Origin of the sequence: Prolixibacter bellariivorans ATCC BAA-1284 (assembly GCF_000621705.1) — a bacterium.
Classification (GTDB): domain Bacteria; phylum Bacteroidota; class Bacteroidia; order Bacteroidales; family Prolixibacteraceae; genus Prolixibacter; species Prolixibacter bellariivorans.
Window position 1 is genome coordinate 85,089 of the sequence record NZ_JHXO01000013.1, and the last position, 16,500, is coordinate 101,588.

Annotated in this window: 13 protein-coding genes; 3 read left to right on the forward strand and 10 right to left on the reverse strand. The window is 45.6% G+C overall.

The features are described 5' to 3' along the window. Window positions 1-25 precede the first annotated feature (25 nt). The 5 genes from T426_RS26230 to T426_RS0117930 all read right to left on the reverse strand — a co-directional run bounded on the left by T426_RS26230 (window position 26) and on the right by T426_RS0117930 (window position 7,018). Complete coding sequence (locus T426_RS26230) at window positions 26-2,302, reverse strand: NADP-dependent malic enzyme (RefSeq protein WP_027586071.1); 2,277 nt, start codon at window positions 2,300-2,302, stop codon at window positions 26-28. A 179-nt stretch (window positions 2,303-2,481) separates the two neighbouring features. After that, window positions 2,482-4,941 carry a TonB-dependent receptor gene (locus tag T426_RS0117915; protein ID WP_199898613.1) on the reverse strand — a complete coding sequence of 820 codons (2,460 nt, stop codon included), beginning with the start codon at window positions 4,939-4,941 and terminating at the stop codon, window positions 2,482-2,484. Window positions 4,942-5,162: 221 nt separating this feature from the next. After that, window positions 5,163-5,498: a hypothetical protein gene (locus T426_RS0117920; RefSeq protein ID WP_025864855.1), complete on the reverse strand. Its 336-nt coding sequence runs from the start codon at window positions 5,496-5,498 to the stop codon at window positions 5,163-5,165. Between the two features lie 99 nt (window positions 5,499-5,597). Next, a complete protein-coding gene (locus tag T426_RS0117925) occupies window positions 5,598-6,101 on the reverse strand; it encodes a hypothetical protein (protein WP_025864854.1) in 504 nt (167 codons plus the stop codon). Between the two features lie 62 nt (window positions 6,102-6,163). Further along, window positions 6,164-7,018, reverse strand: coding sequence for a damage-control phosphatase ARMT1 family protein (locus tag T426_RS0117930; RefSeq protein WP_027586072.1), 855 nt, complete (start codon window positions 7,016-7,018; stop codon window positions 6,164-6,166). Between the two features lie 186 nt (window positions 7,019-7,204). Between T426_RS0117930 and T426_RS0117935 the strand changes: the two genes are divergently transcribed. After that, a complete protein-coding gene (locus T426_RS0117935; protein WP_025864852.1) occupies window positions 7,205-10,675 on the forward strand; it encodes a sensor histidine kinase in 3,471 nt (1,156 codons plus the stop codon). Window positions 10,676-10,887: 212 nt separating this feature from the next. Here the strand turns inward: T426_RS0117935 and T426_RS24205 are convergent, their stop codons facing one another. Continuing rightward, window positions 10,888-11,748, reverse strand: coding sequence for a 3-keto-disaccharide hydrolase (locus T426_RS24205; RefSeq protein WP_025864851.1), 861 nt, complete (start codon window positions 11,746-11,748; stop codon window positions 10,888-10,890). A 173-nt stretch (window positions 11,749-11,921) separates the two neighbouring features. Between T426_RS24205 and T426_RS0117945 the strand changes: the two genes are divergently transcribed. Both T426_RS0117945 and T426_RS0117950 read left to right on the forward strand, forming a co-directional pair. After that, the gene (locus tag T426_RS0117945; protein WP_025864850.1) at window positions 11,922-12,689 is read left to right on the forward strand and encodes a threonine/serine exporter family protein; all 768 of its coding nucleotides are present in this window, start codon (window positions 11,922-11,924) and stop codon (window positions 12,687-12,689) included. Window positions 12,690-12,692: 3 nt separating this feature from the next. After that, window positions 12,693-13,187 carry a threonine/serine exporter family protein gene (locus T426_RS0117950; protein WP_025864849.1) on the forward strand — a complete coding sequence of 165 codons (495 nt, stop codon included), beginning with the start codon at window positions 12,693-12,695 and terminating at the stop codon, window positions 13,185-13,187. A gap of 91 nt (window positions 13,188-13,278) precedes the next feature. Here the strand turns inward: T426_RS0117950 and T426_RS0117955 are convergent, their stop codons facing one another. The 4 genes from T426_RS0117955 to T426_RS0117970 form a co-directional block, all read right to left on the reverse strand. Continuing rightward, the gene (locus T426_RS0117955; protein WP_025864848.1) at window positions 13,279-14,022 is read right to left on the reverse strand and encodes a CPBP family intramembrane glutamic endopeptidase; all 744 of its coding nucleotides are present in this window, start codon (window positions 14,020-14,022) and stop codon (window positions 13,279-13,281) included. A gap of 42 nt (window positions 14,023-14,064) precedes the next feature. Then, window positions 14,065-15,000: a prolyl aminopeptidase gene (gene pip / locus T426_RS0117960; protein WP_036985497.1), complete on the reverse strand. Its 936-nt coding sequence runs from the start codon at window positions 14,998-15,000 to the stop codon at window positions 14,065-14,067. 142 nt (window positions 15,001-15,142) lie between these two features. Continuing rightward, the gene (locus T426_RS0117965; RefSeq protein WP_025864846.1) at window positions 15,143-15,604 is read right to left on the reverse strand and encodes a hypothetical protein; all 462 of its coding nucleotides are present in this window, start codon (window positions 15,602-15,604) and stop codon (window positions 15,143-15,145) included. A gap of 1 nt (window position 15,605) precedes the next feature. Beyond that, window positions 15,606-15,941 (reverse strand): hypothetical protein, encoded by a 336-nt coding sequence (locus T426_RS0117970; protein WP_025864845.1) that lies wholly within the window; start codon window positions 15,939-15,941, stop codon window positions 15,606-15,608. Window positions 15,942-16,500: the final 559 nt, after the last annotated feature.

The following is a 16,500-nucleotide window of genomic DNA, read 5'->3' on the forward strand; positions in this document are numbered from 1 at the left end:
TTCAAAGTTGGCGATAGTCAGTTTCTTATTCGTTGTTTTCCATACAAATGGCATCGAGGGCAGCAATGGTCGACATGTTCACAATTTCGCGAACCGAACTTTCGATGGGTACTACATGAACGGGTTTATCAATTCCGAGCAGAATCGGACCAATTATTTCATAACCCGCCAGTTCCTGAAGTATCTTGTAGGATATGTTTCCCGAGCTCAGGTTGGGAAAGATGAGTGCATTTACATTTTTATCACCCCATTTGGCAAATGGAAACTTCTCCATCCTGATTTTCTTGTTGAGGGCAAAGTTGGCCTGAATCTCGCCATCAACAATAATGTCAGGATACTGTTTGTGCAGCATTTCTACCGCTTTTCTGGGAACTCCCGGACTTCCTTTCGGTATGGAACCAAAGTTGGAATACGAAAGCATGGCAATGACCGGTTCAATATTGAATCGCCTGATGGCTCTGTCAACCAATAGGGTAGTAGCCATTAGCGTTTCCGCATTTGGTTCTGCATTTACGGTTGTGTCGGCAAGGAAAACGGGGCCCCGTTTGGTCATTACGATGTACATTCCGGCAATGTGCCTACCGGGATTATCGATTCCAACAATTTGTATCGCAGGACGAATCGTGTCGGAATACTTTGTCGAATAGCCGGAAATGAAGGCATCCGCATCACCCATCTCCACCATCATAATGCCGAAATGGTCACGGGTGTACATTCTGTCGATTGCTTCCTGGTACGTGAGCCCTTTACGCTGTCTCTTCTCGAACAAGGCCTTGGCATATTTTTCCCGGCGGCAAGCTTCCGATTCTCCGAAGAATTCAATGACTGTGGCTCCAGCCAGGTCAATGTTATTTTCATGGGCCAGACGATGAATTTTTTCTTTATTTCCCAAAAGGATCGGGGTTGCTATACCTTCGTGAAGAACGGTCTGTACTGCCTGAAGTACTTTTTGTTTTCCACCTTCGGCGAATACGATGCGCTTGCCTGTATTTCTGATTCGGTCGCGGATGGACCGGAGAAGGACGTTGTAGTGCCCAAGCCTGCGGTCGAGCTCGTCGCGGTAATCATCCCAGTCGGCAATGGTATGCCGGGCTACACCCGATTCGACAGCCGCTTTCGCTACTGCCACCGAGATGTTCGAAATTAACCGGGGATCGAGCGGTTTGGGAATCAGATACTCCCGTCCAAAGCTGAGTGTATTTTGATTATAAGCATAGGCAACAATATCGGGTACCGCCTCTTTTGCCAACGATGCAAGTGCCCTTACGGCAGCTATCTTCATTTCTTCGTTGATAGCCCTGGCCCGGACATCCAGCGCTCCCCTGAATATGTATGGGAATCCGAGCACATTGTTCACCTGATTCGGGTAGTCACTGCGGCCTGTGGCAACAATTACGTCCGGCCGGGAAGCAATAGCTTTTTCGTAGGTAATTTCCGGATTGGGGTTGGCTAACGCGAAAACAATGGGATTGTCATTCATGGAGCGAACCATATCCTCCGAAAGAACATTGGCAGTCGAAAGGCCTAAAAACATATCGGCACCCTGAATCGCTTCTTTTAATGTATGTACATCCCGGCTGGTGGCAAACTCAGCCTTAAAAGGATTCAGGTTCGTTCTTGACTTGTGGATGACACCTTTGGAGTCGCACATAACCAGGTTCTTCCGTTTGACACCAAGTGCTACATATAGTTTGGAGCAGGCAATGGCTGAGGCTCCGGCTCCACACACCACTATCTTTACATCCTCAATTTTTTTCCCGATCAACTCCAGTGCATTAAGAAAGGCTGCGGAGGATATAATCGCTGTGCCATGCTGATCGTCGTGCATGATCGGGATATCCAGTTCGGTTTTCAGCCGTTCTTCAATCTCAAAACATTCCGGTGCTTTGATATCCTCGAGGTTGATACCTCCAAAAGTGGGAGCGATGAGAGAAACGGTTTCAATAAATTTTTCCACGTCATGAGTATCCAACTCAATATCGAAAACGTCAATATCGGCAAAGGTTTTGAAAAGTAGTCCCTTACCTTCCATTACTGGTTTCCCTGCCAGTGCGCCGATATCGCCCAATCCCAAAACCGCGGTTCCATTTGAAATCACGGCAACCAGGTTTCCTTTGGCGGTGTACTTATATGCGTCCTCCGCATTTTCCTCAATCTTAAGACATGGCGCAGCCACTCCGGGACTATACGCCAGTGAAAGGTCTTTTTGTGTGCTGTAAGGTTTCGTCGGAATTACTTCAATTTTACCGGGGCGGCCTTGTGAATGATATTCGAGGGCCTCTTCCTGAAGTCGTTTAGCCATGGTTTTAGTTGTTAGAGGTTGTCTATTCAATTTACGATTTTCAGGTGTATCTATTCTATCGTTTGGATATGTTTTTTACACAACGTTCGGCGAATCAATAGAAAAGGTTCCAAAGTTTTTCTATCCTAAAAAAAGAAAAGCCTGCTCTTTTTGAGCAGGCTCTTCGTTAACGTTCTTTATCAGAGTTTCGAATCGATGGGGATTTGGAGTTTAAAGCTGAAGTTGCGCCCCATGTTATAAACACCTTCACGTCCGGTAGCGTAATTCATCCCGGTATACTTTAACCTGCTCAGGTGGCTTTGGTAGGCCACGTCGGCCAGGTTATTGGCCTGAATCCAAAGGGAGAACCGTTTTCTGTTGTTCCAGTAGATATCTGTTCCGATGCCGGCGTGCAACAACGTATAAGCCGGCGTCCTAGTTTCCGTTCCAAATGCCGAGTAGAATTTGTTTTGGGTAAAATCGTGTTCGAGCCCAAATTCGATGTAACCGTTGCGCAGTGTTTTCCCTTTCGGGAAGATATCGGCCCGGAGTGTCGATTGAAAACGAGACGCCGGAATCAGCGGCAGGTTCTTCATCGAATCGGGTTGGTTGAGCTGTACACCGCGCACATACGAAAAGCTATTTTCAAAATGCAGCCAGTCGAGTGGGTGCGGGTGAATGTCGATATGTGCTTCGCCGCCGTACAGGTGTGCATCGCCCGAAACAAATTTGAATGCCGGAACGCCATCTCTAATGGAATCCTGAGATGCAAAACCGTTTAGTTTACGGGAGAAAATGAAGTTGTGAATCCGGTTGCTGAAAAGGTCAAGCTCTGCAGAAACGTGTTCCGTATTCAACCCGGTTGCCAGGTCGAACTGCCAGCTGCTTTCCGGTTTCAAATCCGGGTTGCCGATTTCATATTTCTGGGTTCCTTCATGAACACCGTTCGCTCCCAGTTCTGCAATGTTGGGGGCACGAAATCCACGGGAGATATTGGCTTTCCCATAGAAACTTTTTGAGAACTGGTAAGTCGCACCGACACTACCCGAGAAGCCGCTAAAGTCAGAGTGAAATGAAGGGAATTTTTCGGTAGCCCCTGTGGTTCCGGCGGTAACAATTTCTTCAGCATCGTTGAGGTAGAGTGATTCCCCATGCTCCGAACGACGATCGAAACGCAGGCCGCCGCTCAAATCCAGGCGGTCGATACTCTTTCGGGCCATCACAAAAACACCGGCATCGAACAAGTGATAATCCGGAACGAGGAATTCCGTTCCCTTATTCATCGAATGCTGAAACATACCGTTAACGCCGAAAGAAACATTCATCGAATTCGATTCGGGAAGCAGGTAACGCACGTCGTAATTAAGGGTATTCAGTTTGAGGTACAAACCGTACTGGTTCGGATTGGCAATATCGCCGTACTCCTGACGGTTATTTTGTTGAAATCCGAAAATGGTTTTCAGGTTTCCTTTTCCGGTAACGAAATTGTTTTTCCAAACCGCCTTGTAATGATGGATTTGCTGGTACGGCATTCCCCGTTGGTACGACATGAAATCGGAGTGTGTTGCCAGTGTTTCTTCCGGCTGACCGTTCACCAGCACTGGTTTCAGGAATTTTCCGGTCAGGCTGTCACGTTCGCCCTCCACAATGCCGGGAACCATATGATAGTAACTCAGAATCAGGTGTGAGTATCCCCAGGCTTTGTTCAGCCCGATAACACCGTTCAGGGCATCTTCTTTGAAGCGGGAATCATACACATAGCCATCGTACTGGTTTTTGTAATCGTGTGCGCGTTTGTTGCTGTAGCGCATATTCCAAAGCAGTCCGTTTTTGTTGGCACCGAGGTTCAGCGAATAGCCAATCAAGCCGTTGTTGGTTTGATAGTTGGTCAGTACGCCGCCCTGCAGATGACCTTCCGGTATTTGAGGCTCAGATATCAGGTTAATAACGCCGGCCATCGCATCGGAGCCGTAGGCCAAACTCGCGGGACCTTTCAGAATTTCAGCCCGTTTGACATCATACTGGTCAATTTCGATACCGTGTTCGCCGCCCCATTGCTGGCCTTCCTGGCGGATACCGTCATTCACTACAACAACGCGGTTAAAACCCAGTCCGCGAATGACCGGCTTTGAAATTCCTGCACCGGTAGTTACCTGCGAAATGCCGGGTTCTTTTGCCAACGCATCGATGATGTTCGAAGACGCATTTTGCAACAATTTGGTCTTGGGAACAATCTCGATGGGCGTTGGGGTCCGGTTTTGGGTTGCTGCTTTTGACAGTCCGGTGACCACCACTTCATTGATTTCCGTTACGGAAGGCTCCATCTGGAAGTTCAGTTCATGAACCTGCGATAAATCGACAGTTTCGGCAATGAGTTTGTATCCGATGAATCGCACCTGAACCATTACTTTGGAAGCCGGGAGATTTTCAATCTTATAATTGCCGTTCATATCGGTTACAGAACCGGTCATCAAATCGGGGAAATAGATGCTCACACCCGGCAGAGATTCGCCGGTTTTCTTGTCGGTTACTTTTCCCGTTAGCGTTGTTTTGGGTGGATTGGCCGAATCAGCCAGTGAAACGAAAGGAAGCAACAGAATGATAAGGGATAGAATATATATTTTTTTGATCATCGTTATACGGATAATATTATTGTTCATTTTACCTGGTGTTTTTTTGAATACGTTCAGCAATCATTACAGCCTAAATAACAGGAGTATATCCGGAACGTATCCGGGCTAACTTGAAGTCTTCGTTCCGCCATGTTGATGCATATGCATAAACGAATATCCTCATGTATGAAAATACACGCGGGATATAGGAGACTTCAGGTTTTGCCGTTCAATTTTTCCCGTAAAGGGAGAATAGCTTTGGGCAGCTACTATGCGCAGTTTTGGAAACCGTTTGAGGGTGGGCCGCGAAGAAAAATGAAATGGGTGAAATCGGCAAACCGAGCTTGAGGCAACAGCACGTTGACCACTGCTTGTCCTTCCAGCCGAACGGAAGTTTGTTCGGTATCGGTGCCAATGTAATGGACAAAATGAAACTGACTAATGGGGCAAATGTCTTCGTGTTTTTCCAGCGAAGGATTACCCGGTATTTTTTCAATTTTGTGATGGTGGACATACCGGTGAATAGACGGCACCAGCAACGGTTGGGTAAACGCTGCCAGGTGAAAAGCGACCAGTAAAATCAGATTAAATCGTTTCCGTCTCATCGGAGTTGTAATGCTTGTCCTGTTCTTTCGAATAAGTGTCGCAAAAGTAACACGACTTCCGATATAAATGTTTTAACGATTGTTAAAATTATAGATAAATTAGTTGGCGATAGGCTTCTTTTTCCAAGGTTTCAGCACCGAAATAACTGCTGCAAAAAGAATGGTACAAAGTTGAATGGCGCCGAAAATCATTAGCATTTTTTGATTATGCTGAAAAGTTTGGTTGTGAAAGGCTCCCAGCCCTTGTGTTCGGGCCAGCTCGGTCATGCCCGACAACCACGGGCCGAGAGGGTACGTACCAAAAACGATGCCGGCCAGCAAGATAATCCATTTCACGGTTATCCAGCGGTGACGAAACCATCCCCAATTAGTGAAGATTGAGTAGCCGAGTGCCGTCAGTAGTGCCCCGACGGCTCCCACAACAATCACGTACCAATCGATGAACTCCATCGTTGAAAGAATTCCGTATAGTTCATCTCCTGTTTCGGGATGAATAAAAAACTGTTTCAGATTGAGACTGAAAGCCCCGCCAATCCACAAAGCGATGAAAAAGAGATGGAATATCTTCAGCCATTTTTGTCCGTTGGTGGTTAGTTTTTTCATGTTCAGTCGGGGTGGTTGTTTACGTCTAAATTATCAGTTATTCCGGTTTCCCGGAAGGCAATTTAGTTTTCCAGAAGATGATTGTAGGCAACCACAAAATCACCTTTTCGTACACCTAGTTTATTCCCAATCAGCTGGCACTTGATCATCAGCAGATAAAAGATCGATTTCTCCCGGTTTCCCAGAAGACCTTCCAGATTGCCCTGCCCTTTGGAGATAATAACGTCGGCTTGCCGGTAAACGTCCATAAATTCCTCGGAAACGAGGTGGAGTAAAGTGGAAGGAGCATCGTTTCCGTTACTGATGATGCGGGCATATCGGTCGATGCCTACGCTCTGTGCATCTTCCATGGTGACATCGTTGATGACCGGCCGGCCACGAACAGCGTAAACGACTCCCGGATGATTCAAGGTTTCGAGAAAGAGTTTATCCATGACGATTTCACCGGCATTGTCTCCCAGGTAGAGAACCGTGTCGGCTTTTTCCAGTTTTTCACGGAAAAGTTGTGAATGATTGATGGCAAAATCGCTGTTCAATACCTTGTCAAAGGTTTCATCTACATCGAATTCAGGATTGGCTGCATAATCGATGATGTTTCCACCAATGGCCAATCGCAGTGCCGTTTCAAACGGATCATCACTTTGGTTTACTTTGGCTTTCCAGTGGTCGTATTGTGCCAGCAATCCGTTGTTCGACTGAATTTTTATTTCCCGGTAGGGATCATCTGTTTGCAACATTTCCCGGATCTTCTGATGGTTCCGACGACTGATATCGGCGGGCATAATCTTCCCGTTTTCGGCACCCAGAAAACGAAGAAAATCCTTCATGTGCGTTTCCTTCGTTCCTTCGGGAAACGGATGCGATTCGAGTAATTTATCGAAAGATTTTACCAGACAGGTGTAACAACGATGATCCATGATGCGTCTTTTAGATAAGCAGTTGTAAATGTATAAATGAATTGGCGTAAACCAAAGAGAATAACGGCCGGGAAGGTGCTGAAAACATTTATTGTGTCGTTGATTTCAAAGGGTTTTATCCTTAACTTACTGTAATATGTGCGAAGAGTAGCGGATGGATCTTGTTGACTAATTAAACGATAAGGCATGAAATTGAAAACCATCAGCCGTTCTGTTCTTTTTTTCATCTTCTTTTTCCTGACTTTCTATGCCTCAGGAAACGGCAATCAGGTACGGTTTCGCCGGTTGACCATTAATGATGGCTTATCGTTAAGTTCGGTGTATTGTATCCGGCAGGACAGTATGGGATTCATGTGGTTTGCCACCGAAGACGGTCTGAATAAATTTGATGGTAAAAATTTCACTATTTACCGGCCTGAGCAGGGAAATCCAAATAGTCTGACATATATATGGATTGAACAGATTTTTGTAGCTCCTGATGGTATCTTGTGGTTTGGCTCAAGAAGTGGTCTGACCCGTTTTGATCCGCGCACCGAAACCTTTACCCGTTTCAAACATCAGTCTGATAATGTACACTCTCTAAGCAGCGATACAATTACCACCCTTTTTCATGATGGAGAAAACCACCTGTATGTTGGGACCTTAAACGGATTGAACCGCATCCGGATGGACAGTCTTTCGGTGGACCGAATCACGATACCGGTTGCCGCGAGCCGGGTGCGCATCAACGCATTGGTCCGGGAGAACAATAATACGCTATGGATTGGCACCAGTGCAGGGCTATTCAAATGTAATCCGGCAGAAGGAGCGGTATCTCGGCCACCGGGTATTTTCCCGGAGGGAATTCCTGTTTCGGTAACAGTGCTGGCAATTAAGGACAAGGATTTGTGGATTGGAACCACCAATGGTCTGGTTCATTATTCATCAATAAGCAAACGAATAGTGCATTACCGGATTCCTAATGCAGAGGGAGAACATAGCGATGGACAACAGGTGGAGAATCTCCTGATTGACGACGACAGAGCCTTATGGATTGTTAGCAGCTTTGGGCTTTCTAATCTCAATTTTACAACCGACAAACTGCAGTCGGTTGTTCATTCTTTTACGGCTACCCATAGTTTGGCACTTAATACCAACAAACCGATTCGCAAAGATCGTCAGGGATTTATCTGGTATGGTTCGCATGGTGATGGTTTATACCGCATCGATCCGGTAACCGGAAAAACAGTACACTATGTTAATAGTCCGGCCGATGTGCAAAGCCTTTCCGAAAATTCTATCAACTGTATTTATGAAGATTTGTCCGGTGTTATTTGGGTTGGGACTTTTGGAGCCGGAATTAGCATTTACGATCCCGGCGCGCACCAGGTGGAGCTTTGGCGGCACGACCCGCTGGACGAGAATAGCCTGCCCAGTAATTTTGTCTGGTCGATACTTGAAGCGCGCGATGGAACGTTGTGGGTGGGTACTAACGATCGGGGGCTGGCACGATACTGGCCAAAGAAAGAAACCTTTACTTTTTACGAACACCAGGCGGGCATTCCGTCATCGCTGTCAGAGTCGGCAGTGCGGGCGATATTTCAGGACCGAAAAGGTAATATCTGGGTCGGCACCGATGGTGGTGGTTTGAATAAGTTCAATCCGGCTTCCGGAACATTTCAGCACTTTCATTCCGTTGCTGATGACAGTACGACGCTCACGGGAAATTCGGTCAGAGTGATTTACGAGGACAGGAATGGTTATTTGTGGATAGGCACGCGGGAAGGTCTTAGCCGAATGGATCCAACGACGGGAAAATGCGTGCGATACAGGCATAAAGCAGGTGATCCGAACAGTTTGTCCCATAATATTGTCTTTTCATCGATGCTGCAGGATGAAAAGGGTTACCTGTGGATTGGTACTTATGGCGGAGGTTTGAACCGACTCAATCCCCAAACAGGAAAATTCGAGCATTACAGGGCTGACCCGGCTGACCCGGAAAGCCTTTCGGACGACAATGTTTTTTCCATTTTTCAGGAAAAGGAAGGAGTGTTGTGGATTGCGACTAATGGCGGATTTAACCGTTTTGATACAAATACAGGAAAGTTCAGGCGGTTTACCATTCGCGATGGTCTGACGAGTAATGTTGTTTACGGCATCTTACCGGACGATGAGGGAAATCTTTGGTTGAGTACTAACGGGGGAATCAGCCGGTTTAGTCTGACCGATTATTCTGTTAAGAATTACGATGTAAACGATGGGCTCCAAAGCAATGAATTCAACGGTGGTGCTTATCACCGAGGACAAAGCGGTAAGCTTTATTTTGGCGGGGTTTATGGGCTGAATGTGATTGAGCCGGATAAACTGAAACCGGTTGCCAACGATGCGGAAGTTGTGATTACACGTCTGGATGTGCTTGGCAACGAGGTTCAGGTACAACCTAATGCCATTTCGCTATCAGGAAAAAATGATGTCTATCAAGTGACGGACGAAGATGGAAAATTAACCCTGCCAGTGAGTATTTCGTTTGCTAAGTCCATCAAGCTCGATTACCGGCATCGGTTCCTTGCACTTGAGTTTGCCGCGCTGAAATGTCCGCTGGCGGCCAAAAACCGGTTTGCCTACCGGATGGAAAACCTGGATATGGGGTGGACACACGCCGGAAACCGCAACTATATTTCCTTTGCGAATATGGATGCCGGGACTTATATCCTGAATGTAAAAACGCAGAATTCCGACGGTCAGTGGAGCCCGCACCAGGCGCGGTTGAGCATCATCATCACTCCGCCGTTCTACCGAACCTGGTGGTTTATGTTGTTCGAGTTTTTGTTTGCACTGGGAATCAGTTTGCTGATTTACCACTATTTGGTCAAAGCGAAGACCAACCGGATACTGAAACGGCAGAACCGGCAAATTGCCGAGGCCAACCGGCAGCTGACTGAGTCTGAACACAACTTGTTGGAACTGAATGCTACAAAGGATAAATTCTTTTCCATTATAGCGCACGATTTGAAGAATCCGTTTACCAGTTTGCTTTCTATTACCGATTTGTTGCTGCAAGATTTTGAGCATGCTGACGAGGAGGACAAGCATTTGGGCATGAAAAGGGTGAACGATGCTATCAAAGAAATTTATTCCTTGTTGGAGAACTTGCTGACCTGGTCGAGAGCGCAAACCGGTCGTATTCAATTCGAGCCGCACCAGTTCAATCTCTCGAATGTCGTATACGAAAACATTAACCTGCATCGTGTGCCGGCCGAGCGAAAGGGGATTCGTTTGCAAACCGATTTGGAAGAAAATATCATGGCATTTGGCGACCGGAATATGATCAATACGGTGGTGCGAAACCTGTTGAGCAATGCGGTTAAGTTCACCGGAGAAGGGAAAAGGATTGGGATTCAGGTGAAGAAGAATAACCATCAGGTGGAAGTTCGGGTGAAAGATGAGGGGATGGGAATTTCCAAAGAGAATCTGAACATGCTCTTCCGCATCGATATGAAATTCAAATCGAAGGGGACGCATGGTGAAAGAGGAACAGGGTTGGGATTGATTCTATGCAAGGAGTTTATCGAGCGGCATGGAGGGAAAATTGGAGTGAAAAGCAAAGTAGATAAGGGAAGCACGTTCTATTTCACGATTCCGATAGCGCCGGAAATTGAATTCGGCTCGGAAAGATAGCGTTTCAGGTTGGAAAAAGTGTTAAGGTTTAAGAAGCGTTACAGGTTTCGCTATGAGCTTGCTGTGTTTTTTCCATGCTCTTTGTGGTTTTGATTAGGACACCTGGGGTCAGGTCAATTAAGGATTGGGTTACACATAAAAAAATCCGTTGTTCATCGTCAGATCAACAACGGATTTATTGTTTCCGGGAAACCGGAAGAACTATGATCAATTTATTCCTGGTTCAGCAGTGCCTTGGGAAGATGCGTAATCGGTGTGATTTTCATATCGCGCACGAAAACCTCAGCACCTTCCGACTGAATTTGAATTTTGCCTTTGGTTGCCGGCACTTCTTTCCCGTCAACCACCTGCCGGTTATGGAACAGAACCATGTTTTTATGGCCATTCACCACATGAATGCTGGTATCGCCGACGGTATACAAATCGATGGAAGTCCACTCACCGGGCAGGCTTTCCCAGTCTTTGTCGCGCTGGCAGCGCCAGAGGTCACCACCAAACGTTACCAGCGGAGCTCCTACTTTGTAAGTGTAAAACCGGTTTTCATTATTCGGCAAAGCCGGAATATCGGTGTAAGCAGCGCCAACCGGGTAAAAGTCGCCGCAATCCCGTTCCTGAATCTGACACTCCAGAGAGCGCATCCAGGTACTGGAACCTACGCCAAACGGCCCACCCGAATGGTACAGCAAACCACAGTCGCGTGGCGCTTCCGTTCTGGGTGCCCATTTCTTCTCGCCCCATTTAAACTGAAGATGGAAATGGTAGTTCTGATATTCTTCCTTAGATGCAATGCATCCGAATATTTGTCCGGAAATACGAACAGCCGGCGCACCATCTTTTTCCACTACCGTGAAAACGCCCAGCGGATCGTTATTCACGCCAAAGACAAGCGAATCCGGAAACGGGTCGCCGTAATTCAGCCCTAACTTCTGCAAGGTATCGTAAGGAGCGGTTAGATAGGAATCCCATCCCGAAAGATCTTTCCCGTTGAATAAGCTGGTAAATGTGGGTTGTTTTTCCTGTGCACAGGAGAAGAGGATCAATCCGAGTCCGAAAAGCAAAATCAGTTTTTTCATGTCTATCAGTTTAGTCAGATGAACAAAATTAAGAAAATTAACGGCTTTAAAATGAAAGCCGGATTTATCAGGTTGTCGGAAATTAAATCAACTTATCGTTAAAAGTGAAAACCGATCCTGCTGTTCCCGAAGGAATGCCCTAATTTTGTATCCGGAAACCGATGTTTGGAATAATGGAGAAAGTAAATACGCGAACCAAGGAATTAGCTTCTACGCTTTTGGAGATAGGAGCCCTGTTGATGAGCTCCGGTGCCAGTACAGGGCGTATTCGGGTGACCATTTCCCGGATTGCCGAAGCATTGGGCTATACCTCCGAGTTGCTGGTGACGCATCGGGCGCTGATGCTTACACTCGTTGAGGAGGAATCGCAAAACTTTTTCAGCAGCCTGAAACGGACATCGCCGCATGGTGTCAATTTTAAGGTGGTATCGGGTATTAGCCGGATGAGCTGGCGAGTGGTAGAAGAGGAGTGGGACCTTCCGCAAATCAATGCCGAGATTGAGCGTTTGCGCAGTTTACCGCACTATCCACGATTGGTCATTTTGTTGCTGGTCAGTTTGGCCGGAGCTTCGTTTTGCCGGTTATTCGGTGGCGAGGCCATCGAAATGGGGGTGGCTTTTACAGCAACGTTTGCCGGTTTGTACGTTCGGCAGGAGAGTGCCAAACATGCATTCAACGGGTACATGTGTGTCTTTTTCGGTTCACTAACGGCGTCACTGATTTCGGGAGCATCGGTAAAATGGGGGCTGGGCACCGATCCGGAACTGGCCTTTGCTACATCGGTGCTGTTTCTGATTCCCGGTGTACCGCTAATCAATTCGTTTACCGATTTGATTGACGGAAACATTATGAATGGCCTGGTTCGTGGCGCGAACGGGATGATTATTTCATTTGCCATTGCGCTGGGGATGCTGGGCGCCATGTTAATCTATAATATTTAAGCGATGACAGAGTGGTATCATTTTCCGGAGATGGGTGTTTGGTTGGGATTTGCCGCCCTGGGGTTTGCCATATTGTTTAATGTGCCGCAGCGAGCTTTGCCGTTTATCTGGCTGTTGGGCGCGTTGGGCGGAATAACCAAATTGCTGGTGCTTCATTTCGGTGGAAATATTATCCTGGCATCGCTGGCGGGTGCTACCCTGGTCGGCTTCCTGAGTATTCCGGCAGCACACAGCAAACATGCACCGCCACTGGTCTTTTCCATTCCGGCGGTTATTCCCATGGTCCCGGGAGCTTTTGCCTACCGGATGATGCTGGGACTGATTAAACTGGCTGGGAACACCGGCACCGAAAGCTACAGCGATGTGTTGAATTCAGCGGTAAGCAATGGTCTTAAAACGCTTTTCATCTTGTTATCGCTGGCCGCCGGCGTCGCCATTCCCATGTTGATTACCCGCAAGGAATCGGCGAAAGAGATTAAGATTGTTAAATCGAAATAGCTTCCCCTCCACGACGCTGAAGAGTGATTTTCTAGTACTATCTGTCGAATGTTAGCCTACTTGTTTGCGGTCGTTATTCTTTAAATCAATCCTACAGCAAATAGAATATACAATAAATCATGCCCAAATTAAATCCGGAATGGCATAACACAGCACCCCATATCGATTTTGCACGTTTTTTCACTTGAAAAAAGAGAATACTTACAGCAAACATACTCGTTACCCAAATCAGTGCCGGAACCAAATAAAAGTCCCATCTATTGTTTAGAAATACTAATCCGAAATGAGAAATATGTGTCAAGGCAAAAGCTAAACTGTCAACAATTGATGCTTTTTTATCTCCAATCGAATTAGCAAAACTACCGTGAACAATACCTCGGAAAAACAATTCTTCGCCAATTGGACTAAAAGTCATTCCGGTAATGGCCATGACTACAAACATGGCTTTTTTGCCTTGAGCAGAAATACCATCAGGAATATTGTAGGATTTACCAATATATTCATACCAATTTTCATAGGAATGCCCATATAAACCAATACCCAAAAAATACAGTAAAAGGCTAAATGCAAGACCCGCAATCAACGCATAACCTAAGATTTTTAGTTTTCTTGTTTTCTTTATTCCAATCTGCTTTAGTCCATGCTTATTGAGAAATATAAAAGGTATCAATGCCGAAATGAACATTACTAAACCAATTAGACTATAATTTCCCGTCTCATTTGCTTTTAGCACTAAAATAAATCGGGGAATACAAACTATCAGCAGTAAGGATAACCCGAATTTCCAATTCAAGCGAAAATATCGATTCCAAAAATTTCTTAATTCATTGTCCATTTGTATTTGTTGCGAAGTTAGTTTGGTCTAATTGGCACCCGGTTATTTGTCCTCGGTCGTGATTCTTTCCAGTTCACTAATCAAAGCTTTTTTATTCTCCTCATCCGTCGAAGAGTGTCCTGCAATCGTTATATGCAGCTCTGAATTCTTCAATTGAGAATGTAGCCTGAATGCCTGAGCCGGAGGACAAATAAAATCATACCGTCCCTGCACGATGGACGTTTTGATATGTGCTATTTTATCGATGTTGTTCATAATGAAATCTTCCGGCAAAAAGCAATCGTTCTTAATGTAATGGGCTTCCAATATCGCCATCGATTTGAACGAGAAAGATTTTAGTGATTCAGCCGGATCGGCAATTTTGTTGATGGTGTAAAACGACATTTCATAATAGGCCCATTCATACGCGTATTTTTCGCTGAGTTCCTCATCATCCGACAGCATTTGGGTCAAATAGTAACTGACCGGATTTTCTCCTTCGGGCACGAGTTTGGCAAATCGTTCCCACACATCCGGAAAGAAGTGCTTGATTCCGCCGTTCATATAGTGGTCAAGTCCGTATCGATTGGCCAGCCAGATGCCTCGCAGGATTAACCCCTTCACGCGTGCAGGCGAATGGATGGCATACACGAGCGCGAGGGTGCTTCCCCACGAGCCGCCAAAAACATAGACACTTTCGAAACCTAAGTGGTTCAGTATTTTATTGATGTCATCAATGAGGTACTGCGTCGTGTTGTTCTCAATCGAACCAAATGGTTTGCTTTGGGACGATCCCCGCTGGTCGAAGAAAATCACATTGTACCTTTCTTCGTCGAAGAACTGTTTGTCTTTGTCTGAGAAACCTGCTCCCGGCCCGCCGTGCAGGAACAATACCGGAATTCCTTTGGGATTTCCATACAATTCAAAATAGAGTGAGTGCTGATCCGAAACATCGATGTACCCGTTCTGGTAGGGTTGGTTGTTACTTGTTGCTGTCATAATTTATGATTATATCATTTGAGTTTGCTTGAACGGTGGCAATAAGAAATGTAGGGCATTTCATAGCTCCTATTTATCAAGCTGTAAAGCCGTTTATTAAATGTTATATCGTTCAAATTTAGCACTTTCTGCCCTATGTTTTTTATTGCGTGTTGTGGGTAGTTATTAGGTCATTCAGTTTCTCAAAATATTCATCTTTATCGAATTCAAAATCCTTAAAATCAGAATAATCCCAATAATTTGTAGAATCTTTGCTTCGATGAATTTGTTCAAATCCTGTCCAAATTACAGTATCTTGTTTTTCAATTACTTTAATCATAAAAGTCCAACAACCAGGTGAACCGCATTCACAATCCAGTATATCTGATTTATCGTCCTCCGAATTTTGATTGTTCTCCGAATTTGTCAAGTTTGCAAAAAGAACTTTTGGGTCAAGACCGTCATAAGCTCCTGCAATATTTTCACTCCCTTCTTTTTTCGCTAACGGCAATTCATAGTCCTTTAATGAATCAATCAGGTTTGTACCGTCAATTATTATTTGCGTCGAAAATGTTGTGTATTCATTAATCACGTCTTTTCTTATTTCAAAATCCAGCTTATTCATATCAAGATTTGATTTCTATCCATTCTCCATTTACCAATTTTTCGAATTTGCCCCACTCTGGTTTACCAATACTTCGTCCTTTTACTCTTACTGGCTCTATCCAATCATGTTGACAATTTTCCAAAGGGTCTGGGATTTCTTGCCAATCATTTTGGTCAACACCATATTCTTGTGAAGCTTCAATTGCATAATCAACTTTTTCAAACCAGTTGTCCCAAATTGCACTTGAATCAAATTCCTTGTCGTATCCAAACAGATACACTCCATCTTCAGAGTCGTAAATCATTAATCTTTTTATGTCTGAATCAGTCTGTCTTATGTTTGCTATAAGTCTCATTTTTAATTACCCACAACGTATGTGTAAATGTAGTGTGTTTATTTTTCTTATATCGTGATGAAAAGGTGTTCTTTACATACCGATATGGCATGTAAAAAACACCTTTAGGGATTGCGAGAAAATATATTTCCTTGTTAATTGTATCTGTTCTCATCCGCCTCATTTTCCCAATGAAATTAGGTTTTTATTATCATAAATCAAAAGTGATGGCGTGGACATACCTCCACGCCTTCCCCGGCGAGTGGACGGGTCATGAACTTTTGATCATGCCTTCCCCAGTGAGTAGGCAGCTCAAGAATAAACGATCATGCCTTTCCTGAGAGTTGGACGGCTCGTGGGCAAACGATCACGGCTTCCCTGAGAGTTGGACGGCTCGTGGGCAAACGATCACGGCTTCGCTGGGAGTTGGACGGCTCGTGGGCAAACGATCATGGCTTCGCTGAGAGTTGGACGGCTCATGGGCAAGCGATCATGGCTTCGCTGGGAGTTGGGCGGCTCATGGGCAAACGATCACGGCTTCGCTGAGAGTTGGACGGCTCATGGGCAAACGATCATGGCC

Excerpts from the sequence above, each read along its gene's own strand:
- T426_RS26230 (WP_027586071.1), bottom strand. The coding sequence starts at position 2,302 with ATGGCTAAACGACTTCAGGAAGAGGCCCTCGAATATCATTCACAAGGC.
- T426_RS0117915 (WP_199898613.1), bottom strand. The coding sequence starts at position 4,941 with ATGAACAATAATATTATCCGTATAACGATGATCAAAAAAATATATATT.
- T426_RS0117920 (WP_025864855.1), bottom strand. The coding sequence starts at position 5,498 with ATGAGACGGAAACGATTTAATCTGATTTTACTGGTCGCTTTTCACCTG.
- T426_RS0117925 (WP_025864854.1), bottom strand. The coding sequence starts at position 6,101 with ATGAAAAAACTAACCACCAACGGACAAAAATGGCTGAAGATATTCCAT.
- T426_RS0117930 (WP_027586072.1), bottom strand. The coding sequence starts at position 7,018 with ATGGATCATCGTTGTTACACCTGTCTGGTAAAATCTTTCGATAAATTA.
- T426_RS0117935 (WP_025864852.1), top strand. The coding sequence starts at position 7,205 with ATGAAATTGAAAACCATCAGCCGTTCTGTTCTTTTTTTCATCTTCTTT.
- T426_RS24205 (WP_025864851.1), bottom strand. The coding sequence starts at position 11,748 with ATGAAAAAACTGATTTTGCTTTTCGGACTCGGATTGATCCTCTTCTCC.
- T426_RS0117945 (WP_025864850.1), top strand. The coding sequence starts at position 11,922 with ATGGAGAAAGTAAATACGCGAACCAAGGAATTAGCTTCTACGCTTTTG.
- T426_RS0117950 (WP_025864849.1), top strand. The coding sequence starts at position 12,693 with ATGACAGAGTGGTATCATTTTCCGGAGATGGGTGTTTGGTTGGGATTT.
- T426_RS0117955 (WP_025864848.1), bottom strand. The coding sequence starts at position 14,022 with ATGGACAATGAATTAAGAAATTTTTGGAATCGATATTTTCGCTTGAAT.
- pip (WP_036985497.1), bottom strand. The coding sequence starts at position 15,000 with ATGACAGCAACAAGTAACAACCAACCCTACCAGAACGGGTACATCGAT.
- T426_RS0117965 (WP_025864846.1), bottom strand. The coding sequence starts at position 15,604 with ATGAATAAGCTGGATTTTGAAATAAGAAAAGACGTGATTAATGAATAC.
- T426_RS0117970 (WP_025864845.1), bottom strand. The coding sequence starts at position 15,941 with ATGAGACTTATAGCAAACATAAGACAGACTGATTCAGACATAAAAAGA.